This is a genomic window from Streptomyces sp. NPDC101132, from assembly GCF_044759225.1.
Classification (GTDB): Bacteria; Actinomycetota; Actinomycetes; order Streptomycetales; family Streptomycetaceae; genus Streptomyces.
The window spans coordinates 24,220-45,650 of record NZ_JBIVYX010000015.1; the positions used below are offsets into that span (position 1 = coordinate 24,220).

Genomic DNA, 21,431 nt, shown 5'->3' on the forward strand with positions numbered 1-21,431 from the left:
GCAAACAATACCGGAGAGTACGTATCTTGCGTGTTCTGAAGTGGTCACCCCATCCGTCAACCCGGCTCTGTGGAGAGGTCCATGACCCTGCTGACGTTCCAGAAGGACGCCCCCTCAATACCCCACCCGGTATCCAGCGCGTCGTGGACCCGTTGCAATGAATCGCCTCAGCTCACCACCACCGTCCCCCGCGAGTACGTGCACCGCTCCTCCCTCGCCGAGGTCTTCCTGACCGGATACGAGCGCATCGGGGACAACGTCTTCGCCCTGACCGGCCAGTGGCCCCGCGCCCACACGTTCTTCACCAGCGCCGACGGCCGCAGCCACGACCCGGTCCAGGCCGGGGAGACGATCCGGCAGGTGGGACTGTTCCTGTGCCACGCGGTGTACGGGGTCCCGCTCGGCCACAACGTGCTGCTGTGGAGCCTGGACTTCACCTCGGACCTCGCGCAGCTCCGCATCGGCGCCAGCCCCACCGAGCTGGAGCTCGTCGCCACCTGTACGGACTTCAGATGGCAGGGCAACCGCTTCTCCGGGTTCCTGCACGTCAGCATCCGCCGCAACGGCTGTATGGCGGCCAGCGGCACCGCCCGCTTCACGTGCGTCCCGCCCAGCACGTACCGGCGGCTGCGCGGCGAGCGCGGTCCGGGCGCCGTGGTCACCCCGCTGGAGCGGCAGACGCCCATCCCCCCGGCGGCGGTCGGCCGGCTGCTGCCCTTCGACGTCGTCCTCGCCCCGTCCGACCGGCCCGGCCGCTGGCTGCTCAACCCCGACCTCGGCCACCCGATCCTCTTCGAGCACGCCAACGACCACCACCCGGGCATGGTCCTGGTCGAGGCCGCCCGCCAGGCGGCCTGCGGGCTGCTGCCCGAAGGCGGCTTCAGACCCTTCGGCATCGCGACCGAATTCCACAGCTACGCGGAGCTCGACGAGCCCTGCTGGGTGGAGGCGAGCGAGGCAGAAGCGGAACCCCACCCCCTCCTGCGCTCGGTGGAGGTGACGGGCCGGCAGTCCGGCAGGAAGGTCTTCACGGCCACGGTCACCGGCTCGGTCTGGGACTCCTGACCCTGCCGCCCGCCCCGCCGCAGTCCCCCTCCCCCCACCGGAGCCGGGGTGCACCCAGGGCATGACCCGCGCGACCGGCGCCGTAGAGGGTGCACCCCTCCACGGATTCCCCCGCCGGCTCCGTCCGCCCGGCCCGGCCCGGGACCCGGACCCGCCGGATCCCGGGCCGTAGGCCTCAGGGTGCCGCGCCACGGAGCCCCACCACGGACGGCGGCGCGCGTCCGCCGCCGAGTGCGTCCGTACGGAGCCGGCCCCCGCGCCCCTGCCTCAGGCAGGAGAAGCGGACCGCGGAGGAGCGGTCGTGGGCCGCCGGCCTGCACCGATGCCCGCGTACCAGGCCGCGGAGGCCGCGAAGGCCGTCGTGAACCCCGGTCCCGGCCCCGTCTCCAGCAGCCCCCACAGCCGGCTGCTGTCGTACCAGTGGTCCACGGTCAGCAGCGAGAGTCTGCGCCGCACGCTCGGGTCGTCCGCCGCCCCCAGCAGCTCCAGTGCCTGAGCGCACGTCAGTTCCCCGGACGGCACCGGCAGACCGAGCGCCCGCGCCACCGTCTCCACCAGCTCCCGGGCCCGCACCGGCTCCGGATGGCTCGCGTGCAGCACCTGCCCCGCCAGCCGGTCCGTCAGCCCCGGCCGCAGCGCCAGCTCCGCCAGCGCCCCGGCCAGCGCCGGCGCCGAGATCATCGACAGCCGCGCGCTGCCCCCGTCCACCCAGTACGGCAGCCTGCACATCAGCCCCACCAGGGCGGGGATCATCCAGGTGTCGCCCCGTCCGTACACCAGGTGCGGCCGCAGCACGGTCCCGCCGGCCGCCAGAACCAGTCGCTCCCCGGCGAGCCGCGTCACGCTCGTCGCCGAGACCGGCGCCTCGGCCAGCTCCCCCTCGGCCGCGCCCCGGTGCGCACCGTCCGCGTACACCGCGGCCGTGCCCAGCTGCACGACCCGCCGCACCCCGGCCGCCCGGGCCTCGGCGAGCAGCGCGCGGGTCCCCTCCGTGTTCACCGTCCGGCACTCCGCCTCGTCCCCGCCGATGCGCGCCGCGAGGTGCAGCACCGTGGTGACGCCTTCGCAGACCCCGCGCAGCGAGGCCGGGTCGCTCAGATCGCCGGTGACCGTCTCGACGTGACCGCTCGTCCCCCGGCACCCGTCCGGCGCCCGTCTTCGGTGGGTGAGCAGGCGCAGGCGGGGTGGGCCGTCGGTGCCGGAGTGCGGTTCCCGCGCGGCCGCGAGGAGCAGGGGCAGGACGTGGGAGCCGACGAAGCCGGTGCTTCCCGTGACGAGGATCCGCTGGGGAGCCAACTGCGGCCTTCCCTACACCTTTTCGGAAATGAGTACGAGATGTGCGGTGCTATGTTCATACACCATGACCGCCGGTGGACAGTTGCTCGAGGGGAAGTCCGTGCTGATCACGGGCGCAAGCGCGGGGATCGGCGCCGCCGCCGCGCGTGTGTTCTGCCGGGAAGGGGCGGCGGTCACCCTGCTCGCCCGCCGTGAGCGTGAACTCGTCCTCCTCACCGAGGAGCTGACCGCCTCCGGCCACCGTGCCCGGTACGTGGCCGGCGACGTGACCCGCGTCGAGGACGTGGCCCGCGCCGTCGACGCGGCCGTCGACGCGTACGGCGGACTCGACGCCGCCTTCAACAACGCGGGCGTCGGCGCCGAGCCCAAGCCCATGCACCTCCTCGACGAGGACGTGTACGACTCCGTGATGGACACCAACGTCCGGGGCGTGTGGAACTGCATGCGCCAGGAGCTGCGCGTGATGCTCGGCAAGGGCGGCACCATCGTCAACAACAGCAGCACCGGAGGACTGGTGGCCACGCCGGTCACCTCCGCGTACATCGCCTCCAAGCACGCGGTGATCGGGCTGACCAAGGCCGCGGCCGCCGAGTACGCCCCCCACGGGATCCGGGTGAACGCCATCGCCCCCGGCTCGACGCGCAGCGAGATGATCGACGACTGGCTCAAGCAGCACCCCGAGATGGAGCAGGTGCTGCTGGACTCCGCGCCCCTCCCCCGCATCGCGGCGCCGGAGGAGATCGCCGAGGCCGCGGCCTGGCTCTGCAGCGACCGCGCCTCCTTCGTCGTCGGCGCGACCCTCTCGGTGGACGGCGGCTGGACCACCCGCTGACCGCCGCCGGTCCCGCGTAGGGACCCCGACCGCCCTGCCGGCCCGTTCCGCGCGCGTCGTCGCGCTGCCCGCAGGCGGACACGACGGATCCAGCCGTATCTCAAGCAGGGCAAGAGCGGTCCTTTAGCCGGGTCGCCGACGGTGTCCAGAGGCTTGAGGAGGGTGAATGGTCGAGTCGGACTCCGAGAAGCTCGCGCTCCGGATCGTGCGCGGGTCGGCCAGCGAAGAAGAGCTGGCCGCGGTCACCGTCGTGCTGTGCTCGGTGCTCGCGCAGGCGGGAGCGGAGGGCGAGGAGGAACCGCCCGAGTCCCCGCTGTGGCAGCCCGAGCGGTCCACCGCGGTCTACCGCTCTCCGTACAGCTGGCGCTAGGAGCGCCTGGTTCATCTGAAGGCTGATTCGTGTGCGCGCCAAAGCCGGCACCATGTAAACCGTCCAAGCGGTTTGTTATGGTGGGCTTTCGATCGGGCCGCACCTTGAGAGGGAGGGACGTGTCGTGACAGTAGCGATTGACAGTCCTCGGGCCTCTGTGGAGGCGGCGGACGCTCACGGGCGTGTGGCCGAACTGCACGCGGTCCGTGCACAGGCGGTCGGCGGCCCGAGCGAGCGCGCGACCGAGGCGCAGCACGCCAAGGGCAAGCTGACCGCCCGTGAGCGCATCGAGCTGCTGCTCGACGCCGGTTCCTTCAGGGAGGTCGAGCAGCTGCGCCGGCACCGGGCGACCGGCTTCGGCCTGGAGGACAAGAGGCCGTACACGGACGGTGTGATCACCGGCTGGGGGACGGTCGAGGGCCGGACGGTCTTCGTCTACGCGCACGACTTCCGGATCTTCGGCGGTGCGCTGGGCGAGGCCCACGCGACGAAGATCCACAAGATCATGGACATGGCCATCGCGGCGGGTGCCCCGCTGGTCTCCCTCAACGACGGCGCGGGCGCCCGCATCCAGGAGGGCGTCTCCGCGCTCGCCGGTTACGGCGGCATCTTCCAGCGCAACACCCGGGCCTCGGGCGTGATCCCGCAGATTTCGGTGATGCTGGGCCCGTGTGCCGGCGGCGCCGCGTACAGCCCCGCGCTGACCGACTTCGTCTTCATGGTGCGGGACACGTCGCAGATGTTCATCACGGGTCCCGACGTGGTCCGCGCGGTGACCGGCGAGGAGATCACGCAGAACGGCCTGGGCGGCGCGGACGTGCACGCCGGCACCTCGGGCGTCGCGCACTTCGCGTACGACGACGAGGAGACCTGCATCGCGGAGGTCCGGTACCTCCTGTCGATGCTGCCGCAGAACAACCGCGAGTATCCGCCGTGCGTGCCCTGCACCGACCCGCAGGACCGCCGCTCCGAGGTGCTCCTCGACCTGGTCCCGGCCGACGGCAACCGCCCGTACGACATGACCCGGGTGATCGAGGAGATCCTCGACGACGGGGAGTACCTGGAGGTCCACGAGCGCTGGGCCCGCAACATCATCTGCGCGCTGGGCCGGCTGAACGGGCAGGTCGTCGGCATCGTCGCGAACCAGCCGCAGTCCCTTGCGGGTGTGCTGGACATCGAGGCCTCGGAGAAGGCCGCGCGCTTCGTCCAGATGTGCGACGCCTTCAACATCCCGATCATCACGCTGCTGGACGTGCCCGGCTTCCTGCCCGGTGTCGACCAGGAGCACGGCGGCATCATCCGGCACGGCGCCAAGCTGCTGTACGCGTACTGCAACGCCACCGTGCCGCGGATCTCGCTGATCCTGCGCAAGGCCTACGGCGGCGCGTACATCGTCATGGACTCCCAGTCCATCGGCGCCGACCTCACGTACGCCTGGCCCACCAACGAGATCGCCGTCATGGGCGCCGAGGGCGCGGCCAACGTCATCTTCCGCAAGCAGATAGCGGAGTCGGACGACCCCGAGGCGACCCGGGCGCAGATGGTCAAGGAGTACAAGGCGGAGCTGATGCACCCGTACTACGCGGCCGAGCGCGGCCTCGTCGACGACGTCATCGACCCCGCCGAGACCCGCGAGGTCCTCATCAGCGCCCTCGCGATGCTCCGCAACAAGCACGCGGACGTCCCGTCCCGCAAGCACGGCAACCCCCCGCAGTAACGGAGCACTCGATGGCACGTCAGGAACGCGCGTTGCGCACCCGGGAAGCCCTGGTCAGGTCCGCGGCCGAGGTCGTGGACCGGGACGGCTTCGCGGTCGCGTCGCTGGCCGAGATCAGCACGCGGGCCGGGGTGAGCAACGGCGCGTTGCACTTCCACTTCGCCAGCAAGACGGCCCTCGCGGAGGCCGTCGAGGCGGCCGCGCTGGCGAGGCTGGAAGCCCTGCTCGGCGAGGAGCCGCCGGGTGCGGGGAGCCGGCTGCAGCACCTCGTCGACGTCACCCACGCGCTGGCGCGCGGGCTGACGTCGGACGTGGTGCTGCGGGCCGGGTTCGTGCTGTGCGGCGACACGGCCTGGGTGGCGGCGGCCGACCCGCGCGCCCGCTGGCAGCGGTGGGTCGAGGGCCTCGTCCGGGAGGCCGGCGCGGTGGGCGAACTGCGCTCCGGCGCCGAGCTGGAGGGGATCGTGAGGGCGGTGGTCGGGGCGACCGTGGGCTTCGAGGTGCTCGGGGCCCGGGACGCGGCCTGGCTGGCTCCCCGCACGATCACCCAGTTCTGGGAGCTGCTGCTGACGACGCTGGCGACGCCGGAGCTGCTCGTCACGCTGGACGCCAAGGGCGGCGGCTGAGCCCGGAGCGGCCCCCGGTGACCCCGTGACGCGCCCTTGAGAGGGACTCGGGAGTCGCCGCAGCCCCATTCAAGACCGGACGGTCTCTTTGGTTCCGCCCCGACCCGCGATCTCGTCCGAGGGGTCTGTCTGTACCCAAAAGCCCTGCTCCCAGGCGGTGTTGTGCCTACCCCGGGACCCGCGCGCCGCGCGGGTCCCGGGGTTCTGCGTGTACCGGCAACGCATCTTCCGCCGGCGCTGTGGGATTGACAAACCGACTATGCTGTTTTTTTATCAGGGAGTCGGGTCGTGCTATGGCGACCGGGCCCCGGCAGAGCGGCCATCGCGGGACGGGTAACGCGCCGAACGCGGCGGGCCGGCCACCGGCCACCAAGTGATCTTTGGGGGAAGTACGTGGACATCAACCTGCTCGGAGCGCTGTCCGTCACCGAGAACGGGCTGTCCGTCACGCCGACCGCCCCGAAGCCGCGTCAGGTCCTGGCCCTGCTCGCGCTCCACGCCGACCAGGTGGTCTCGGTGGCGACGCTGATCGAGGAGCTGTGGGGCAAGAACCCGCCGCGCAGCGCCCGTACGACGCTGCAGACGTACGTGCTCCAGCTCCGCGAGCTGATCGGCGAGGCCCTCGCCCGCGACGAGAACGAGCGCTGCACGGCCAAGGACATCCTGGCGACGCTCCCGGGCGGCTACCGGCTGGAGTCCCGCGGCGGGACCGTGGACTACCGGGAGTTCGAGCGCCGGGCCGGCACCGGCTACCGGGCGATGGACGCCGACGACCACCAGGGCGCCTCGCGCTGGCTGACGGACGCCCTGTCGCTGTGGACCGGACCCGCGCTCACCGACGTCCAGGTCGGCAGCCAGATCCAGATGGAGGTCCAGCGCCTGGAAGAGGCCCGGCTGTGCGCGCTCGACCAGCGCATCGAGGCCGACCTCAGACTGGGCCGGCACCGCGAGCTGCTGTCGGAGCTCACCGTCCTGGTCAACCAGTACCGGATGCACGAGAGCCTGCACGGCCAGTTCATGCTCGCCCTGCACCGCTCGGGACGGCGCGGCGAGGCGCTCAACGTCTACCAGCGGCTGCGCACGACGCTCGTGTCGGAGCTGGGCCTCGAGCCCTCGGCCGCGCTCAGCCGGCTGCAGCGCTTCATCCTCACCGCGCACCCCGAGACCGTGTCGTCGACCGCGGGCGCCGCGGCCGCCGGAGCCGCCGGAGGGCGGCTCGTGGCGCGGTGAGCGGGCCGTGAGACCGGCGGGGGCGGACCGGTGCGGTGGCCGCCCCGCCCTGCGGCGCCCGGCGCCGTACAGCCACTGGAGCCCTTCCTCCGACCCGCGTCACGCGGGCCGGAGGAAGGGCTCCTCCGGTTCCGGGCGCTCCCGTGCCCGCGGGCGGGGAACGTCAGGCGCCGGCCGCACGCGCCGCGGTGAGCGCCTCCAGCCGGCACACGAGGTCCTGCTGTTCGCGGGTGAGGCGCTCGACGTGGCTGCGCAGGCTGGCGAGTTCCGCGTGCAGCAGGCGCACGTTCGCCCCGTCCTCCCCGGCGGGCGCCCGCACCGGCCGTACGGCCGTGGAGCCGACGGGCAGGGCCGCCGTGGGGTCCTGGTGGTGCAGGATCGCCTCCATGCGGTCCCGCAGGACCGGGCCCGGCTCGACGCCCAGGTCGTGGACGAGCCGGCGGCGCGCGCGGTCGTACACGCGCAGCGCCTCCGCCTGGCGCCCGCACCGGTACAGGGCGGTCATCAGCAGCTCGTAGAAGCGCTCGCGCAGCGGGTGGGCGGCGGTCAGCTCCTCCAGCTCGCCCGTGATCTCGCCGGCCCGGCCGGCCCGCAGGCACGCGTCGTACAGCGACTCCAGGGCGACGAGCCGGCTCTCCTCCAGCAGCGAGGCCTCGACGGAGCAGATGGTGCCGCGGCCGCTGCCCTGCAGGGCGGGGCCGCGCCACAGCTCCAGGGCCCGGCGCAGTACGTCGGCCGAGCGGCCGGGGTCGGTACGGGCGAGCTCGCGCCCCTCGGCGGCGAGCCGGTGGAACTGCCGGGCGTCGGTGCCGGCGTCCCCCAGCCGCAGGACGTAGCCGAGCGGGCTGGTCGCCAGCCACTCGTGGTGCGGCTCCCCGGAGCCGGGGGCCGGGACGGGCAGCAGCCGGCGCAGCCGCGCCACATGGGCCTGGAGGGCGTTGGCGGCGTTGGCGGGAGGGTGCTCGCTCCACAGCTCGTCCACGAGCCGGTCGGCGGAGACGACCTGGCCCGCCTTCACGACGAGGGCGCTGAGCAGCGCGCGCTGCTTGGCCCCCGCCGGCACGATCAGGACGCCGGTGCGTTCGTCGAAGATCTGTACGGGCCCCAGGATCCGAAACTTCATCTCATCCTCGCACAGGAAGGCTTGAGAGGTATGCCGCCGGAAGTCCGCCGCCGGTATTCCCCTCGGAATAGCCGCGGGTCCTCCCCATCTCGTCGGAGCCTAGGCGCTTTCGCCGTGCGATGCCCTGTGCGTGCCGTCCCTGCCCGGAATCGTGGAGGGTTTCTCGAGGTGTTTTCAGGCCCCCGCGGGCCGGCCCGCGGCGCGCGGGCGGAATTGTTCCGCCGTCAGATCGGGGAAGCCCACCTGGACCCCTCGGCAGTGACTGGTTCCCAGCATGCCCAGCAGGACCTGCGGGCCGGGCAGCCCCGGCAGGCCGGTCAGCCCCGCGGTCGCTGCCGGGCCGATCAGCAAGCGGGTCAGCGGGTCCGCGCAACGTGCCGTCGGGTCGGTCGCCATGGCCGGAAAACTAACAGCGCGCGCGGTGTACGGGAAGGTGCCGGGAAAGGCGGGTGGCTGTTCACGGCGCGTTTGTCAGTGCTTTGTCAGCGCTTTGTCAGTGCCGTGTCAGCAACCCGGCGGCGGCGCATCTCGGCATTTCTTGGAGAAGGGCTAGAGCCGGGCTCGACCATCGCAGGGGGGCGGGTTGTCGAAAGATATGGTGCCCCTGGCCTTGGGTCCAGCCAATGACAGAAAAGGCCGGAATGCGACTGTATCGAAAGGTTCACAACCGGTCAGAGAGCGATGGCGGCCTGACAAGGCTGGGAGGGGAATCATGAAGATTAAAGTTCTGGGTCCATTGGATGCGGAAGTCAATGGGGTTTCCATCGTCCCGACGGCGGGCAAGCCCCGCCAGATCCTGGCGCTGCTCGCCCTCTACCCGGGCCGGGTCGTGCCCGTGCCCACCCTGATGGAGGAGATCTGGGGCGCCGACCTGCCCCAGAGCGCGCTGACCACGCTCCAGACGTACATCCTTCAACTGCGCCGCCGCCTGGGCACCGCGATGGGACCGGACGTACCGGGCTCCGCCAAGGACGTGCTGGCCACCCGCTACGGCGGCTACATGCTCCAGGTGCCCGCCGAATCCGTCGACGTGCACGCGTACGAGCGCCTGGTGGCCGAGGGCCAGCAGGCCTTCGAGAACGGTGAGGACGGGCACTCCTCCAAGTGCCTGCGCGAGGCCCTCGACCTGTGGGAGGGGCCCGCGCTCGTCGACGTACGGGTGGGCCCGATCCTCGACATCGAGGTCATGCGCCTGGAGGAGAGCCGGCTGGTGACGCGCGAGCGCAGGATCGACGCCGACCTGCGCCTGGGCCGGCACGTCGAACTGATTGCCGAACTCACCGACCTGATCGCCCGCCACCCGCAGCACGAGGGGCTGCACTCGCAGGCGATGGTCGCGCTCTACCGGTCCGGCCGGCAGGCGTCGGCCCTCGACGTCTACCGCCGGCTGCGCCAGCGGCTGATAGACGAGCTCGGCGTGGAGCCGTCGCCGCAGCTCCAGCGGCTGCACCAGGCGATGCTCACGGTCGACCCGCGCCTCGACGTGGTCGCGGGGCCGCGCCACACCTCCACCTTCGACCTGTACGCGGCCTGATCCGGCGGCCGGGCGCGGATCCGTACGGAGTGCCGGCCGACGGGGGCCGGCGGACTGGGGGCCGGCCGTCCTGGGCCGGTCGCCGGGGACCGGCCGTCGTTCCGTACGCGGCCGCCCCGGCCGGTGCGCCATACCCGGCGGGAGTCGAGTCCCGCTCCAGCCGGGCTGGCGAGACTCGGGGCGCATCCGGTGCGCCGTCCGACGGCGCGCCGGAACAGCTTCCCCGGAGGAGGGCGACGCATGACTTCCCTGACGAGGGTCGACGAGGCGGTGGAGCCGCGTGTTCGGCTCCACTGCCTCGCGCACGCGGGCGCGGGCGTGGCCAGCTACCGCCGCTGGCCCGTCGCGGCCGGCCCCGCGGTGGACGTGGCGGCCGTGCTGCTGCCGGGCCGCGGCAACCGCCGGCGCGAACCGCGCGTCACCGACCGCTCCGGCCTCCTGGCCGACCTGCTCGGCCCGCTGCTGGAGGCCGCGGAGGCCGGCCCGTACGCGCTGTACGGCCACAGCCTGGGCGCGCTCGTCGCCTACACCCTGACCCGTGCCCTGGCCGACGCCGGGGCGCCTCCGCCCCTGTTCCTCGCGGTCGGAGCCTGCCTGCCGCCGCACGCGACGGCCGCGCTGATGAGCGCGGCGGAGGCCCCGGACGAGCAACTGCTGCCGCTCCTCGGGGACCTCGGCTCGCTGCCGAAGGGGGCCGCCGGCCGGCCCGGCGGGATGTGGCACCGCTCCGTCCTGCCCGTCCTGCGCGACGACCTGCGGCTGGCCAAGGCGCTGCGGCAGGCGGCGATGGACCCCGCCACCGGAGGACCCGTGAACGTGCCCCTGCTGGTCTTCGCCGGCAGCGACGACCCGCTGGCCGTCCCCAACGCCCTGCAGGAGTGGCGGCAGTGGACGACAGGTCCCATCACCGTGCGCACCCTGGTCGGCGACCACTTCTTCGCCGGGGACGACGCGCTGCCCGCCCTGATCGGAGCCGCCTGCCGGGAGCACGCGGCCCTCGGGCCCGGCACTCCCGAGGCCGGCACTCCTGAGGCGGGCACTCCTGAGGCGGGCACTCCTGATCCCGGTACGTCCGGACCCGCGACGTCCGGGGCCGTCACCTCCGGGCCCGCCACGTCCGGACCGGGTGCGGCCGGGGCCCGGCCGGTCGCGGTCCGCACCGCGTGCGGTGTCCGGTGAAGCGCGTCGTCATCACCGGCGTGGGCGTGGTGGCCCCCGGCGCCATCGGCACCGGAGACTTCTGGTCGCTGCTCACGTCCGGGCGCACGGCCACCCGCGGCGTCACCCTCTTCGACGCCTCCGGCCACCGCTCCCAGGTGGCCGCCGAGGTGGACTTCGACGCCGCCCGGCACGGCTTCACCCTCGCCGACACCGAGCGCCTGGACCGCGCCGCACAGTTCGCGCTGGTCAGTGCCCGCGAGGCGGTGGCCGACAGCGGCCTGGCCGACGTCCTGGCGACCGGCAACCCGCTGCGCACCGGCGTGAGCCTGGGCAGCGCGGCCGGCTGCACCACGGGACTGGCCACCCAGTACGCCATGCTCAGCGACTTCGGCGCGACCTGGACGGTGGACCACTCCAAGGCCGCCGAGCACCTCTACGACTACCTCGTGCCCAGCTCGCTCGCGGCGGTGGTGGCACGGGACAGCGGCGCGCAGGGACCGGTGGGCGCGGTCTCCAGCGGCTGCACCTCGGGCCTGGACGCCATCGGCCACGCCGCCGAGCTGATCCGCGAGGGCAGCGCGGACGTGATGGTCGCGGGCGGGGCCGAGGCGCCGATCTCCCCGATCGTCATGGCCTGCTTCGACCGGATCCGGCTCACGAGCCCGCGCAAGGAGGACCCGGCGACCGCCTGCCGGCCCTTCGACCGGACGCGGGACGGCTTCGTACTCGGCGAGGGCGCGGCGGTGGTGGTGCTGGAGGAACTGGAGCACGCCCGGCGGCGGGGGGCCCGGGTGTACGCGGAGCTGTCCGGCTTCGCCTCGTACAGCAGCGCCCACCACATGACGGGGCTGCGGCCGGGCGGCGAGGAGATGGCCGACGCCATCCGGGCGGCGCTCGACGAGGCGCGGCTGAACCCGGTGGACGTGGACTACGTCAACGCGCACGGCGCGGGCACGCGGCACAACGACCGGCACGAGACGCACGCTTTCAAGCGGGGCCTCGGCGACCACGCGCGGCGGGTCCCGGTCAGCTCCATCAAGTCGATGATCGGGCACGCCCTGGGGGCGGCGGGGGCTCTGGACGTGGTGGCCAGCGTGCTGGCCATCCAGCACAGCACGGTGCCGCCGACGGCGAACCTGCGGGAGCCGGACCCGACCTGCGACCTGGACTACACGCCGCTGTTCGCGCGCGAGCACCGCACCAGCACGGTGCTGAGCGTGGCCAGCGGCTTCGGAGGCTTCCACACGGCGACGGTGCTGACCCGGCCGCGGCTGAGGGAGGCGGCGTGAGGGGCGGGGGCGGCGTGTGGGATGGCAGCGGAGCCGACGGCGGCCGCGGCGTTAACGGCGTTAACGGTCTGCCGGGTTCGCGGGGCGCGGGCGGGCCGGGCACCGACGGGCTGGAGCGGACCGGCGCGGCCGGCGGACGGCAGGCCGCCGAGGTGGTCGTCACCGGCATCGGCGTGGTCGCGCCCAACGGCCTGGGCGCCGCCGCGTGGTGGCGCGCACTGCTCGCGGGGGCCAGCGGCATCCGCCCGATCGGCCGGTTCGACGCGTCCGGGTATCCGGTGCGGATCGCGGGCGAGATCGCCGGGTTCGTCGACGAGGACCACATCCCCAGCCGGCTGCTGCCCTCCACCGACCGGGCCACCCGCCTGGGACTCGTCGCCGCGAAGGAGGCGCTGGAGGACTCCGGCGCCGACCCGGCCGCCCTGCCGGGCTACGGCGCGGGCGTCATCACCGCCAGTGCCACCGGCGGCACCGAGTTCGGGCAGCGCGGGCTGGAGGCGCTGTGGGGCAAGGGGGCGAAGTACGTGAGCGCGTACCAGTCCTTCGCCTGGTTCCACGCCGCCAACTCGGCCCAGATCTCCATCCGGCACACGCTGCGCGGCCCGGGCACCGCGGTCGTCAGCGAGCAGGCCGGCGGCATCGACGCCATCGCCCGCGCCCGCCGGGAGATCCGCAAGGGCGTGAGCCTGATGGTGGCCGGCGGGGTGGACTCGGCGCTGTGCCCGTGGGGCTGGGCGGCCCATCTGGCGGACGGCCGGATGACCACGGCCGCCGACCCGGAGCGCGCCTACCTGCCCTTCGACGCGGCCGCGGGCGGCCATGTCGTGGGGGAGGGCGGGGCGCTGCTGGTCCTGGAGGACGCGGCCGCCGTCGCGGCGCGCGGGGCGACCGGATACGGGGTGGTGGCCGGCTGCGCCGCGACCTTCGACGGCGGACCGGACCAGCCCCGGCTGCGGGAGGCGGCCGAGCTCGCGCTCGCCGACGCGGGGCTGGAGCCGCACGAGGTGGACGTCGTGTTCGCGGACGCGGCCGGCGAGCGGGGCGCCGACTTGGCCGAGGCGGCGGCGCTGGTCGCGCTGTTCGGCCCGTACGGGGTGCCCGTGACGGCGCCGAAGTCGATGACCGGGCGGCTGGGCGCGGGCGGCTCCTCGCTCGACGTCGCGGCTGCGCTCCTCGCGCTGCGCGAGGGCGTGGTGCCGCCGACGACCGGGACCGTACGGGCCGCCGCCGACTACGGGCTGGACCTGGTGACCGGTGCGCCGCGGGCGATGCCCGGGCTGCGTACGGCGCTGGTGCTCGCGCGCGGGCGGGGCGGGTTCAACTCCGCGGCCGTGGTGCGGGCCGTAGGGGCCTGACGGCCGGGTCTGCCCACCCGCCTGGCCGCTCGGCTACCGGCTCGGCCGCTCCTCGGCTCGGCCGCCCGCCGGTTCAGCCCGCACCGGGAGCGTGCCGCAGCTGGCGCAGCAGCCGGAGCTCCAGGCCGCTCAACGGAACGTCGGGACACAGCCGCTCGGGATGGCCGGGCGGCGGGGCGTCGTACACGGGGTCCCGGTCCAGGCAGCCCTCGGGCCCCCTCTCGCCGACGGCGTGCAGGAGCCCGAGGACGACGAACCCGTCCCACAGGGCGCGGACGATGCCGAACGGGTTCATGGGGCTCACCTTCTGTGGTCGTCCGCCGGTCGGCGGGGCGGCGCGGCGCGCGGGGATGCGGCGCGGGCGCCGGGATACGGGCCGTGGTGCGCCGGAGGTCGGGGGTGGCCGCCGGCCGTGGTGCCGCGACGAGCCGCGTGCGGCCACGGTGCCGCGACGAGCCGCGTGCGGCCACGGTCCGCCCGGGTGCTGGAGACCCGGCCCAGGCGGGCTGGAGCGGGACCGGAGGCGGGGCCGGCCGGCGTCCGCCGGGCCGGAACCGGTGACCGAGGTGCGGACGGGCGTCCCGCCGCGTGGCGGCCGCGGGCGCGGCCCCGTGACGCCCGGTGCCGCCCACCGGGACGGGGGAGGCCCGGGTGGGCGGCCGGGGCGGCGGGCCCGGCCAGACCAGGACCGGCTCCGGGGCTCCGGCGGCGGCCCGTCAGGGTGACGCCGCCCGAGCTGCCCGCCGGACGAGTCTCGGAGGTCCTGCTGGAGGACCGCTCAAGCCCCGGGCCGGGCGGGACCCTTCCGACCTGGCCGCCCCAGCCGGGCTCCAGGCGGATTCGAGCCGGCCACGGTCCGGCCACGAGCGGTTCCGGACAGGGTCGTTGACATGCCCGCCAAGCCGAGGCGGATCCCGGCACTGCCTGCCGTGGGCCTCGACGCGCGGCAGAGGGCGTCACGGTGTGAGGGACACCAAGACAGGTGGATCCGTGCCGGCCGAAGGCCGGAGCCCGACCGGCACGGCCACGGGACCCCGCCCGCACGCGGCGGTCCGAGCCGGCTGGAGTACCGAACGAGGAGGGTGTGGAAGATGTCGGATGCGCGAGTGCACCGCACGGTCCACGAAGTGACTGCGGAGGCCCCGGCCGGTGTGCTGTACGGGCTGATCGCAGACGCCACACGGTGGCCGCTGTTCTTCCCGCCCTGTGTCCACGTCGAACAGCTCGACTTCGACGGGACGCGGGAGCGGCTGCGCATGTGGGCCACGGCGGGCGACACCGTCAAGTCCTGGGTCTCCAGCCGTCGTCTGGACGTACAGCGGCTGCGCGTGGAGTTCACCATGGACGTGCCCGCGGCCCCCGCCCGGTCCATGAACGGGGTCTGGACCGTGGAGCCGCTCGCCGGCGACCGCTCGCGGGTGACGCTGGAGCACTTCTTCACCGTCGAAGGAGACGCTCCCGCCGACGTCGCCTGGATCGAGGACGTCACGGCCGCCAACAGCAGCTCCCAGCTCGACCGGCTGGCCGAGATCGCCCGGCGCTGGACCCGGCTGGACGACCTCGTGTGGTCCTTCGAGGACACCATCCACGTCAACGCGCCCGCCGAGCTGATCTTCGACTTCCTGTACCAGGCCGACGACTGGCCCGCCGAGCTGCCCCACGTCACCCGCCTCGACCTGGTCGAGGACGAGCCGGGCGTGCAGCTGATGTCCATGGGCAGCATGTCCATCGACGGCGGCACGCACAACACCGAGTCCGTGCGCATCTGCTTCCCCGGCGCCCAGCGCATCGTCTACAAGCAGACCCGCACCTCGCCGCTGCTCACCGCGCACTCCGGCGAGTGGTCCATCGAGCCCGACGCGACGGGCGTGAACCTGACGGCCCGCCACCACGTGCTGCTCGACGAGGACAGCATCGAGCGGGTGCTCGGCGAGGGCACCGATGCCGTCGCCGCCGGCCACCACCTGCGCGACGCGCTCGGCCAGGCCGGCCTCTCCGTGCTGCGGTACGCCACGCAGTACGCCCTCGGTGCGGTCCGCGTCCTGTGAGCGCGGCCGGCACCGACCAAGCCCCTGTGCGGGACACCCACGCCCCCGCACAGGACATCCTTCCGGCGGCCGCGGAACCACGGCAGGCCGCGGAGCTGCCGCAGGCCGCCGAGCCCCTGCGGGCCACCGAGCCGCTGCGGGCGGCCCGGCTGGAGGCCGCGCTCGGCGACCCGTTCGACCCGGCGAACCCGCACGGGCACCTCGCCCTGCTCCGCGCCGACGAGGCCCGCGAGATGCCCGAGGCCACCGAGGCGCTCCTCGCCGAGGCCGGGATGGCCGCCGAGTTCGTACCCCTGGACCTGGGCGGCCGGCTCGCCGGCCTGGAGGAACTGGCCCGCGTCCTGCGGCCGCTGTTCCGCCGCGACCTGTCCGTCGGCTACGGCTTCGGCATCACGTCCCTGTTCGCGGCCTCCTCGGTGTGGACCGCCGGTGACGAGGCGCAGCGGCGCTCCCTGGCCGACGTGCTCCTGGGCGGTGGCCGCGTGACGATCGTGCACCGCGAGGTGGCGCACGCCAACGCGATCCTGCGCAACGAGATGGGCGCCGGCCGGCGCCCGGGCGGCGGGTGGCTGGTCGACGGACGCAAGGACGTGGTCATCAACGCCCACCGCGCCGACGCCTTCGTCATGTACGCGCGCACCTCGCACGAGGACGGGCCGCGCAGCCACTCCGTGCTGGTGCTCGGCCCCGGCGCGCCGGCCGCGGGCGAGGTGCGCCGGCTCGGCCGGGTGGAGATGCCCGGCATGCGCGGGGCGCACTTCTCCGGCCTCGAACTCGACGGCGTGGCACTGCCGGACGACGCACTGGTCGGCGCCGTCGGAGACGGGGTGTCACTGGCCCTGCGCAGTTTCCAGACCAGCCACTGCCTGATCCCCGGCACCGTCCTCGCCGGCGTCGACAGCGTGCTGCGCTCCGCGGTGCGCGCGGCCACCGAGAACCGGCCCGACGGGCGCCCCTCCCGCCGCTGGCAGAAGGTGCTCGCCGGGGTCTTCGCCGACCTGCTGGCCTGCGACGCCATGGCGGTCACCGGGATGCGGGCGATGAGCCTGGTGCCCGAGCAGTCGTACCTGCTGGGCGCGGCCGTGAAGTACACCATGCCGGACCTGCTGCGCGAGGACCTGGAGGAGCTGGCCACCGTGCTCGGCGGCCGCGGCTACGACCGCGGCCCGCTGTACGGCGGCTTCCAGAAGCTCGTACGCGACCTGCCGGTGGCCGGACTCGGGCACGCGGGCACCGCCGTCTGCCAGGCGGTGATCGTGCCGCAGCTGCCGGCCCTGGCCCGCAGCGCCTGGTTCCGCACCCAGGAACCGCCCGCCGAACTGTTCCGGCCGGGCGCGCCGCTGCCCCCGTTCGACCACCGGCGGCTGGCCCACTCCGGTACGGACGACCTGCTCACCGCCACGCTCGTCGGGGTCGCGGGCCGCCTGGAGGGCCGTACCGGACAGGGGCCGCTGGCGGCACTGGCCGAACTCGCGCGGGCCTTCGTGGCGGAGCTGCGGGTGCTGCGCGCCCGGTGCGCCGCGATCAGCGGCGACTTCGAACCGCAGGCCTGCGCCCTGGCCGACCGCTACGCGCTCGTGCTGTCCGCAGCAGCGGTGCTGGGCGTGTGGGAGGGGCAGGCGGGAGCGGGCGACCCGTTCCTCGGGGAGCCGGCCTGGGCGGTGCTCGCCCTCAGCCGCATCGGCCGCCGGCTGGGCATCCCGGTCGCGGACCTGCCCGACGGGGTCGTCGAGGAGGTGCTGGGCGAGGCGTTGGACCGCTGCCGGCAGCAGCGCAGCCTCGACCTGTACGGGACGCGGCTCGCGGGCTGACGGAACGCGGGGCCCGGGGCCCGGCCCGCACCGGCCGGGGCCCGGGCCCCGCGCGCTCCGCACTGCCGCCGCGCACGGACGTGCCCCGCCACGCGGGGCCGCCGGGGCGTCGGACGAGCGCCTCGGCCCGACGACGGCCGCGCCGCGGGACGCGGCGGCCGTCACGAGATGGGAGGCGACGGATGAACCAGGTGACGTGTGCCGTACCGGTGCACGTGCCACGGCCGGACGGGCCGTGGCACGGAGTGCGGGAGACCCTGGCGGAGCTCGGCAACGCGGTGGTGTACACGACGTGGACCGAATGGCTGCCGAGCGTCCTGACGGCTCCCCGGCTGCGCGAACTGCTGGGCTCGGACTGGGACCGCTACCGCCGCACCCCCGACCCCGCCGTCCGCTACCGCTTCGCCGCCGCCCGGCTGCTCATCAAGTGCACGGCCGGGGCGGCCCTCGGGATCGAGCCGGAGCACCTGGACCTGGCCTACCGGCTCGGCGGCCGCCCGTACCTGCGCGGCTTCGACCAGATCGAGCTGAGCCTGTCGCACACCGGGGACCTGATGGCCGTGGGACTCAGCCGCACCGGCCGGATCGGCGTGGACGTGGAGCCGGCCGGGCGCACGGTCCGGCTGGACCTGCTGGAGGCGCAGATCCTGACCGCCACCGAGGCGGCGGAGATCGCGGAACTGCCGGAGGAGCAGCGGGTGCCGCACGCGCTGCGGCTGTGGACGCTGAAGGAGGCGTACACCAAGGCGCTCGGGCAGGGACTGCGGCTCGGCTTCAAGGAGTTCGGCTTCGGGCGGGACCTGAAGCTGCACGCCCCGGACGGCAGTGCCGCCACCCGGGGCGAGTGGGGGTTCGCCACGCACGAGGTGATGGGCCGCTACCTGGTGAGCACCGCCTGCCACGACGCGGGACTGGGCACGGCGGACGACACGTCCGTGGGCACCATGCTCGACCAGGGCTTCCTGTCGGCGATGAGCCTGAACGGGAACTGACTCGGGCAGGTCCCCAGCGGTTCTGCGGCGTCGTCCTAGCCGCGTCAGCGGCCGGTCAGCGGCCCGGCAGCGGTGTGCGCCACGGTGGGCCCGGGAGTCCCGCGTCCTGCGCGGCCGGGTGCTCCCCGGGGCCGGCCGGCATCCGGCCGCCCGTACGGGACGAGCGCCTGAGGAGGCGGACATGGCGATGCCCAGCCGCCCGGGCGCGGAGCAGGGACGCGACGGCCGGGGTGCGGCCGGAGCCGGGGCCGCCGACTCCCCGGATCCGCGCGCCGGTGCCGTCGCGGAGCCTCCCGCCCTCCCGGTGACCTGGCAGCAGTACGACCTGCTGCTGGACTCGTTCGGGCACCGCGGCACCGGCCGGCACGTCGAGCAGGTCTCCTGGCGCTGGCGCGGCCCGCTGGACGCGGACCGGTTCACGGCCTCCTGGCAGTCGGTGGTCGACCGCGAGACGGTGCTGCGGGCCGCCTTTGCCTGGGACCCCGAGCCGCACGTCGTCCTGCACGAGCGGGCCGCCGCCGAGGTGGTGCGCCACCCGGCCGGCAGCATCGGTTGGGACGAGCTCGTCGAACGCGACCGGCTGCGCGGCTTCGACCTGCGCCGCCCCGGCCCGCTGCGCATCACGCTGCTGGACGAACCGGCCGGCGGCGCGGGCGGACCGGCCGGCACCGGGGCCGCCGACGGCCCGGGCCTGCCGCCCGCTGCGGACCGGGAGCCGGGCGCGGACGAGGCCGTCACCCGCGTGCTGCTCACCTTCCACCACGGGCTGCTCGACGCCTGGAGCGTGTTCGTCCTCATCGACGAGTTCTACCGGGCGTACCTGGCCGGCGGCGCGCTGCCGGGCGGCGAGCGGCGCCCCGACGTACGGGACTGGTCGCGGTGGCTCAGCCGCCAGGACCCGGGCGTCGCCCGGGAGTTCTGGACCCGGACCGTGCCGGCCGGCACCCCCGCCGTACTGCCCGCCGCGCCGGGACCCGACACCCTGGAGAGCGGCTGCGGGCGCGCCGAGGCGCGGCTGACCCCGGCCGAGGCCGACCGGCTGCACCGCTGGGCAGCGGCCCAGGCGCTGCCCGACTCCAGCGCGCTCCAGGCGGTGTGGGCGCTGCTGCTCCACCGGGCCACGGGCGCGTCCGGTCCCGCGCAGGTCGGCTTCGGCGTCACCGTCTCGGGGCGCGGGATCACCCTGGACGGCGTCGAGCGGCTGCCGGGACCGCTGCGCAACTGCCTGCCGATGTCGGTGCGGGTCGACCCGGGGGAGCGGTTCCTGCGGCTGCTGACCGGGCTGCGGGACCGCGCCCTCGACATGGCCGCGTACGAGTGGGTCTCGGCCGGCCAGATCCACGAGTGGACCGGCCGCGCCACCTGCGACGGGCGTCTGCTGGAGAGCCTCGTCGCGGTCGAGCGCGCGCCGCGCCGGCTGACGGAGGCGCACACCGCCGGGGGCGTACGGGTGGACCCGCCGCGGGCGAGCGGGGTGCACACCGAGTTCCCGGTGGCCCTGTTCGCGCACTGCGAGCCCGACGGCGGGCTGACCCTGAGCGCGCTGCACGACCGGGCCCGGATCTCGGCCGCCGACGCGCGCCGGCTGGTCGGGCACTGCGTACGGCTGCTGACCGCGCTGCCGCGCACGGACGAGCGGACCACCGTCGCCGAGGTGCTCGCCGTGCTCGCCGGCCAGGCGCTGCCGCGGATCGCCGTGCGGCGCCGCCCGGAGCCGGCCGTCCGCGCCAGGCTGCACTCGATCGGGGGGCGAGCGGCTGTCGAGCCGGTCACGAGCCGGTCTTGACACCGTGGGGCGACAACCGTGAAGGAGCCGCCCATGGACACCCAGGAGTATCGCGACGAGATCGAGCTGGCCCAGTTCGGGATTCTCCCGGTGGGCACGGCTCCGCCGCTGCGGCTGGCCGGCGAGGACGTCGACGACGACGCCGCGTCCTTCTTCACCATCGTCCGCGGCATCGACTAGCCGATGTCCCAGCCGTGTCAGCCGGCGGAGGTGTTCGTCGGCCACCTGGCCTTCCTTCCGCAGGAGCAGTCCCGGCAGGGCGCCGGACGCGGGCGGGTGACCCGTCCGGCGTACGCGGCCTTCCAGGCGGGCCGGGCCTACCCGGCCTTCCAGGCCCGCGCGGCGTACCCGGGCGGTGCGGACCGCCTGCCCCGGGCCGGCCGTCCGGCCGGCGGGGCGCACCCGGCGGGCGGGTACCCGGCCGGCGGGGCGTACCCGGCGCTCCCGTCGGCGGAGCAGGCCGTCCTGGCGCTGCGGGTGGCCGCCGCCCGGCTGCGCCGGGCCGCCTGGTGCGTCGTCCGGGGCCGGATCCCGCCGGCCCCGGTGCCGGCCGCCGTGGCCGCCGGCCGGTCGGACCCCGTCGCCGCGGCACGGGAGGCCGTCCGGTACGAGGCGTTCGTCCGGTACGAGGCGTCGGGCCGGTACGACGCGCCCGGCCGGCCGCCGTCCGCCGCCTGGTCGCCGTTCTCCTGGTCCGCTCCGTGAGGACCGGGCGGCCCCGATGAGTTCCGAGAAAGGATGACCCGCACGATGTCGCTGTCGAAGCAGGGCCGCAGGCCCGAGGTGTCCGCCTCGGTCGGGGCGTTCCTCGCCGCCGCCCAGCACGTGGCCGCGCTCACCACCGTACGGCCCGACGGGACGCTCCACATGGCGCCCGTCCGGTTCACCTGGGACGCGGCCGCCGGCCTCGTCCGCGTCATGACGGTGGCGTCCTCGCGCAAGGCCCGGAACCTGCTCGCCGCCCCGGGCAGCAGGGTCGCCCTGTGCCAGGTGCACGGGTTCACCTGGGTCACGCTGGAGGGCACCGGCACCGTCGTGACGGACCCCGCGCGGGTGGCCGAGGGGGCCAGGCGGTACGCCGAGCGCTACTACTCGCCGCCGCCCAACCCGCCCGGCCGGGTGGTCATCGAGATCGACGTGGACCGGGTGCTCAGCCTCAACGTCTGACCCGCCGCCCGTCCCCTTCCGCGCGCTCG

General features: G+C 74.7%; 21 protein-coding genes. 17 read left to right on the plus strand and 4 right to left on the minus strand.

The window, feature by feature from the left end; all coding sequences use genetic code 11:
• The first annotated feature begins 81 nt into the window (after positions 1 to 81).
• On the plus strand, positions 82 to 1,065 hold the full coding sequence (locus ACIQUR_RS28795; RefSeq protein ID WP_403670247.1) for a ScbA/BarX family gamma-butyrolactone biosynthesis protein: 984 nt from the start codon (positions 82 to 84) through the stop codon (positions 1,063 to 1,065).
• Positions 1,066 to 1,332: 267 nt separating this feature from the next.
• Here the strand turns inward: ACIQUR_RS28795 and ACIQUR_RS28800 are convergent, their stop codons facing one another.
• The gene (locus ACIQUR_RS28800) at positions 1,333 to 2,361 is read right to left on the minus strand and encodes an NAD-dependent epimerase/dehydratase family protein (protein ID WP_403670250.1); all 1,029 of its coding nucleotides are present in this window, start codon (positions 2,359 to 2,361) and stop codon (positions 1,333 to 1,335) included.
• Positions 2,362 to 2,425: 64 nt separating this feature from the next.
• Here ACIQUR_RS28800 and ACIQUR_RS28805 point away from each other — a divergent pair, with 64 nt between their 5' ends.
• The 5 genes from ACIQUR_RS28805 (at position 2,426) to ACIQUR_RS28825 (ending at position 7,136) form a co-directional block, all read left to right on the plus strand.
• Positions 2,426 to 3,193, plus strand: coding sequence for an SDR family NAD(P)-dependent oxidoreductase (locus tag ACIQUR_RS28805; protein ID WP_403670253.1), 768 nt, complete (start codon positions 2,426 to 2,428; stop codon positions 3,191 to 3,193).
• 166 nt (positions 3,194 to 3,359) lie between these two features.
• Positions 3,360 to 3,563 carry an acyl-CoA carboxylase subunit epsilon gene (locus ACIQUR_RS28810; RefSeq protein ID WP_403670256.1) on the plus strand — a complete coding sequence of 68 codons (204 nt, stop codon included), beginning with the start codon at positions 3,360 to 3,362 and terminating at the stop codon, positions 3,561 to 3,563.
• A gap of 124 nt (positions 3,564 to 3,687) precedes the next feature.
• The gene (locus ACIQUR_RS28815) at positions 3,688 to 5,280 is read left to right on the plus strand and encodes an acyl-CoA carboxylase subunit beta (protein ID WP_403670258.1); all 1,593 of its coding nucleotides are present in this window, start codon (positions 3,688 to 3,690) and stop codon (positions 5,278 to 5,280) included.
• A gap of 11 nt (positions 5,281 to 5,291) precedes the next feature.
• Positions 5,292 to 5,906, plus strand: coding sequence for a ScbR family autoregulator-binding transcription factor (locus ACIQUR_RS28820; protein ID WP_403670261.1), 615 nt, complete (start codon positions 5,292 to 5,294; stop codon positions 5,904 to 5,906).
• A gap of 393 nt (positions 5,907 to 6,299) precedes the next feature.
• The gene (locus ACIQUR_RS28825) at positions 6,300 to 7,136 is read left to right on the plus strand and encodes a BTAD domain-containing putative transcriptional regulator (protein WP_403670263.1); all 837 of its coding nucleotides are present in this window, start codon (positions 6,300 to 6,302) and stop codon (positions 7,134 to 7,136) included.
• Between the two features lie 163 nt (positions 7,137 to 7,299).
• On the opposite strand, the gene ACIQUR_RS28830 is transcribed toward ACIQUR_RS28825, so the two are convergent.
• Together ACIQUR_RS28830 and ACIQUR_RS28835 are read right to left on the minus strand one after the other, a co-directional pair.
• Positions 7,300 to 8,259, minus strand: coding sequence for a BTAD domain-containing putative transcriptional regulator (locus ACIQUR_RS28830; RefSeq protein WP_403670266.1), 960 nt, complete (start codon positions 8,257 to 8,259; stop codon positions 7,300 to 7,302).
• Between the two features lie 174 nt (positions 8,260 to 8,433).
• Complete coding sequence (locus tag ACIQUR_RS28835) at positions 8,434 to 8,655, minus strand: hypothetical protein (RefSeq protein ID WP_403670269.1); 222 nt, start codon at positions 8,653 to 8,655, stop codon at positions 8,434 to 8,436.
• A 316-nt stretch (positions 8,656 to 8,971) separates the two neighbouring features.
• On the opposite strand from ACIQUR_RS28835, the gene ACIQUR_RS28840 reads away from it, so the two are divergent.
• From ACIQUR_RS28840 to ACIQUR_RS28855, 4 genes are all read left to right on the plus strand, one after another.
• Positions 8,972 to 9,793, plus strand: a complete 822-nt coding sequence (locus ACIQUR_RS28840) for a BTAD domain-containing putative transcriptional regulator (RefSeq protein ID WP_399954642.1) — start codon at positions 8,972 to 8,974, stop codon at positions 9,791 to 9,793.
• A gap of 240 nt (positions 9,794 to 10,033) precedes the next feature.
• Positions 10,034 to 10,972, plus strand: coding sequence for a thioesterase II family protein (locus ACIQUR_RS28845; RefSeq protein ID WP_403670272.1), 939 nt, complete (start codon positions 10,034 to 10,036; stop codon positions 10,970 to 10,972).
• Positions 10,969 to 12,243: a beta-ketoacyl-[acyl-carrier-protein] synthase family protein gene (locus ACIQUR_RS28850; protein WP_403670275.1), complete on the plus strand. Its 1,275-nt coding sequence runs from the start codon at positions 10,969 to 10,971 to the stop codon at positions 12,241 to 12,243. Before ACIQUR_RS28845 ends, ACIQUR_RS28850 begins: the two co-directional genes overlap by 4 nt.
• Positions 12,244 to 12,353: 110 nt before the next feature.
• Positions 12,354 to 13,598: a beta-ketoacyl synthase N-terminal-like domain-containing protein gene (locus tag ACIQUR_RS28855; protein ID WP_403670658.1), complete on the plus strand. Its 1,245-nt coding sequence runs from the start codon at positions 12,354 to 12,356 to the stop codon at positions 13,596 to 13,598.
• 73 nt (positions 13,599 to 13,671) lie between these two features.
• Here ACIQUR_RS28855 and ACIQUR_RS28860 read toward each other — a convergent pair whose 3' ends face one another.
• Positions 13,672 to 13,893: a DUF6059 family protein gene (locus ACIQUR_RS28860; RefSeq protein ID WP_403670278.1), complete on the minus strand. Its 222-nt coding sequence runs from the start codon at positions 13,891 to 13,893 to the stop codon at positions 13,672 to 13,674.
• 832 nt (positions 13,894 to 14,725) lie between these two features.
• On the opposite strand from ACIQUR_RS28860, the gene ACIQUR_RS28865 reads away from it, so the two are divergent.
• The 7 genes from ACIQUR_RS28865 (at position 14,726) to ACIQUR_RS28895 (ending at position 21,402) form a co-directional block, all read left to right on the plus strand.
• Positions 14,726 to 15,646, plus strand: a complete 921-nt coding sequence (locus tag ACIQUR_RS28865; RefSeq protein ID WP_403670281.1) for an aromatase/cyclase — start codon at positions 14,726 to 14,728, stop codon at positions 15,644 to 15,646.
• Positions 15,647 to 15,672: 26 nt separating this feature from the next.
• Positions 15,673 to 17,457, plus strand: a complete 1,785-nt coding sequence (locus ACIQUR_RS28870; RefSeq protein ID WP_403670284.1) for an acyl-CoA dehydrogenase family protein — start codon at positions 15,673 to 15,675, stop codon at positions 17,455 to 17,457.
• Between the two features lie 182 nt (positions 17,458 to 17,639).
• Positions 17,640 to 18,449: a 4'-phosphopantetheinyl transferase family protein gene (locus ACIQUR_RS28875; RefSeq protein ID WP_403670287.1), complete on the plus strand. Its 810-nt coding sequence runs from the start codon at positions 17,640 to 17,642 to the stop codon at positions 18,447 to 18,449.
• A 181-nt stretch (positions 18,450 to 18,630) separates the two neighbouring features.
• A complete protein-coding gene (locus ACIQUR_RS28880; RefSeq protein WP_403670291.1) occupies positions 18,631 to 20,235 on the plus strand; it encodes a condensation domain-containing protein in 1,605 nt (534 codons plus the stop codon).
• 33 nt (positions 20,236 to 20,268) lie between these two features.
• On the plus strand, positions 20,269 to 20,415 hold the full coding sequence (locus tag ACIQUR_RS28885) for a hypothetical protein (RefSeq protein ID WP_403670293.1): 147 nt from the start codon (positions 20,269 to 20,271) through the stop codon (positions 20,413 to 20,415).
• A 3-nt stretch (positions 20,416 to 20,418) separates the two neighbouring features.
• On the plus strand, positions 20,419 to 20,940 hold the full coding sequence (locus tag ACIQUR_RS28890; RefSeq protein WP_403670295.1) for a hypothetical protein: 522 nt from the start codon (positions 20,419 to 20,421) through the stop codon (positions 20,938 to 20,940).
• Between the two features lie 33 nt (positions 20,941 to 20,973).
• A complete protein-coding gene (locus ACIQUR_RS28895; RefSeq protein WP_403670298.1) occupies positions 20,974 to 21,402 on the plus strand; it encodes a pyridoxamine 5'-phosphate oxidase family protein in 429 nt (142 codons plus the stop codon).
• The last annotated feature ends 29 nt before the right edge of the window (positions 21,403 to 21,431 follow it).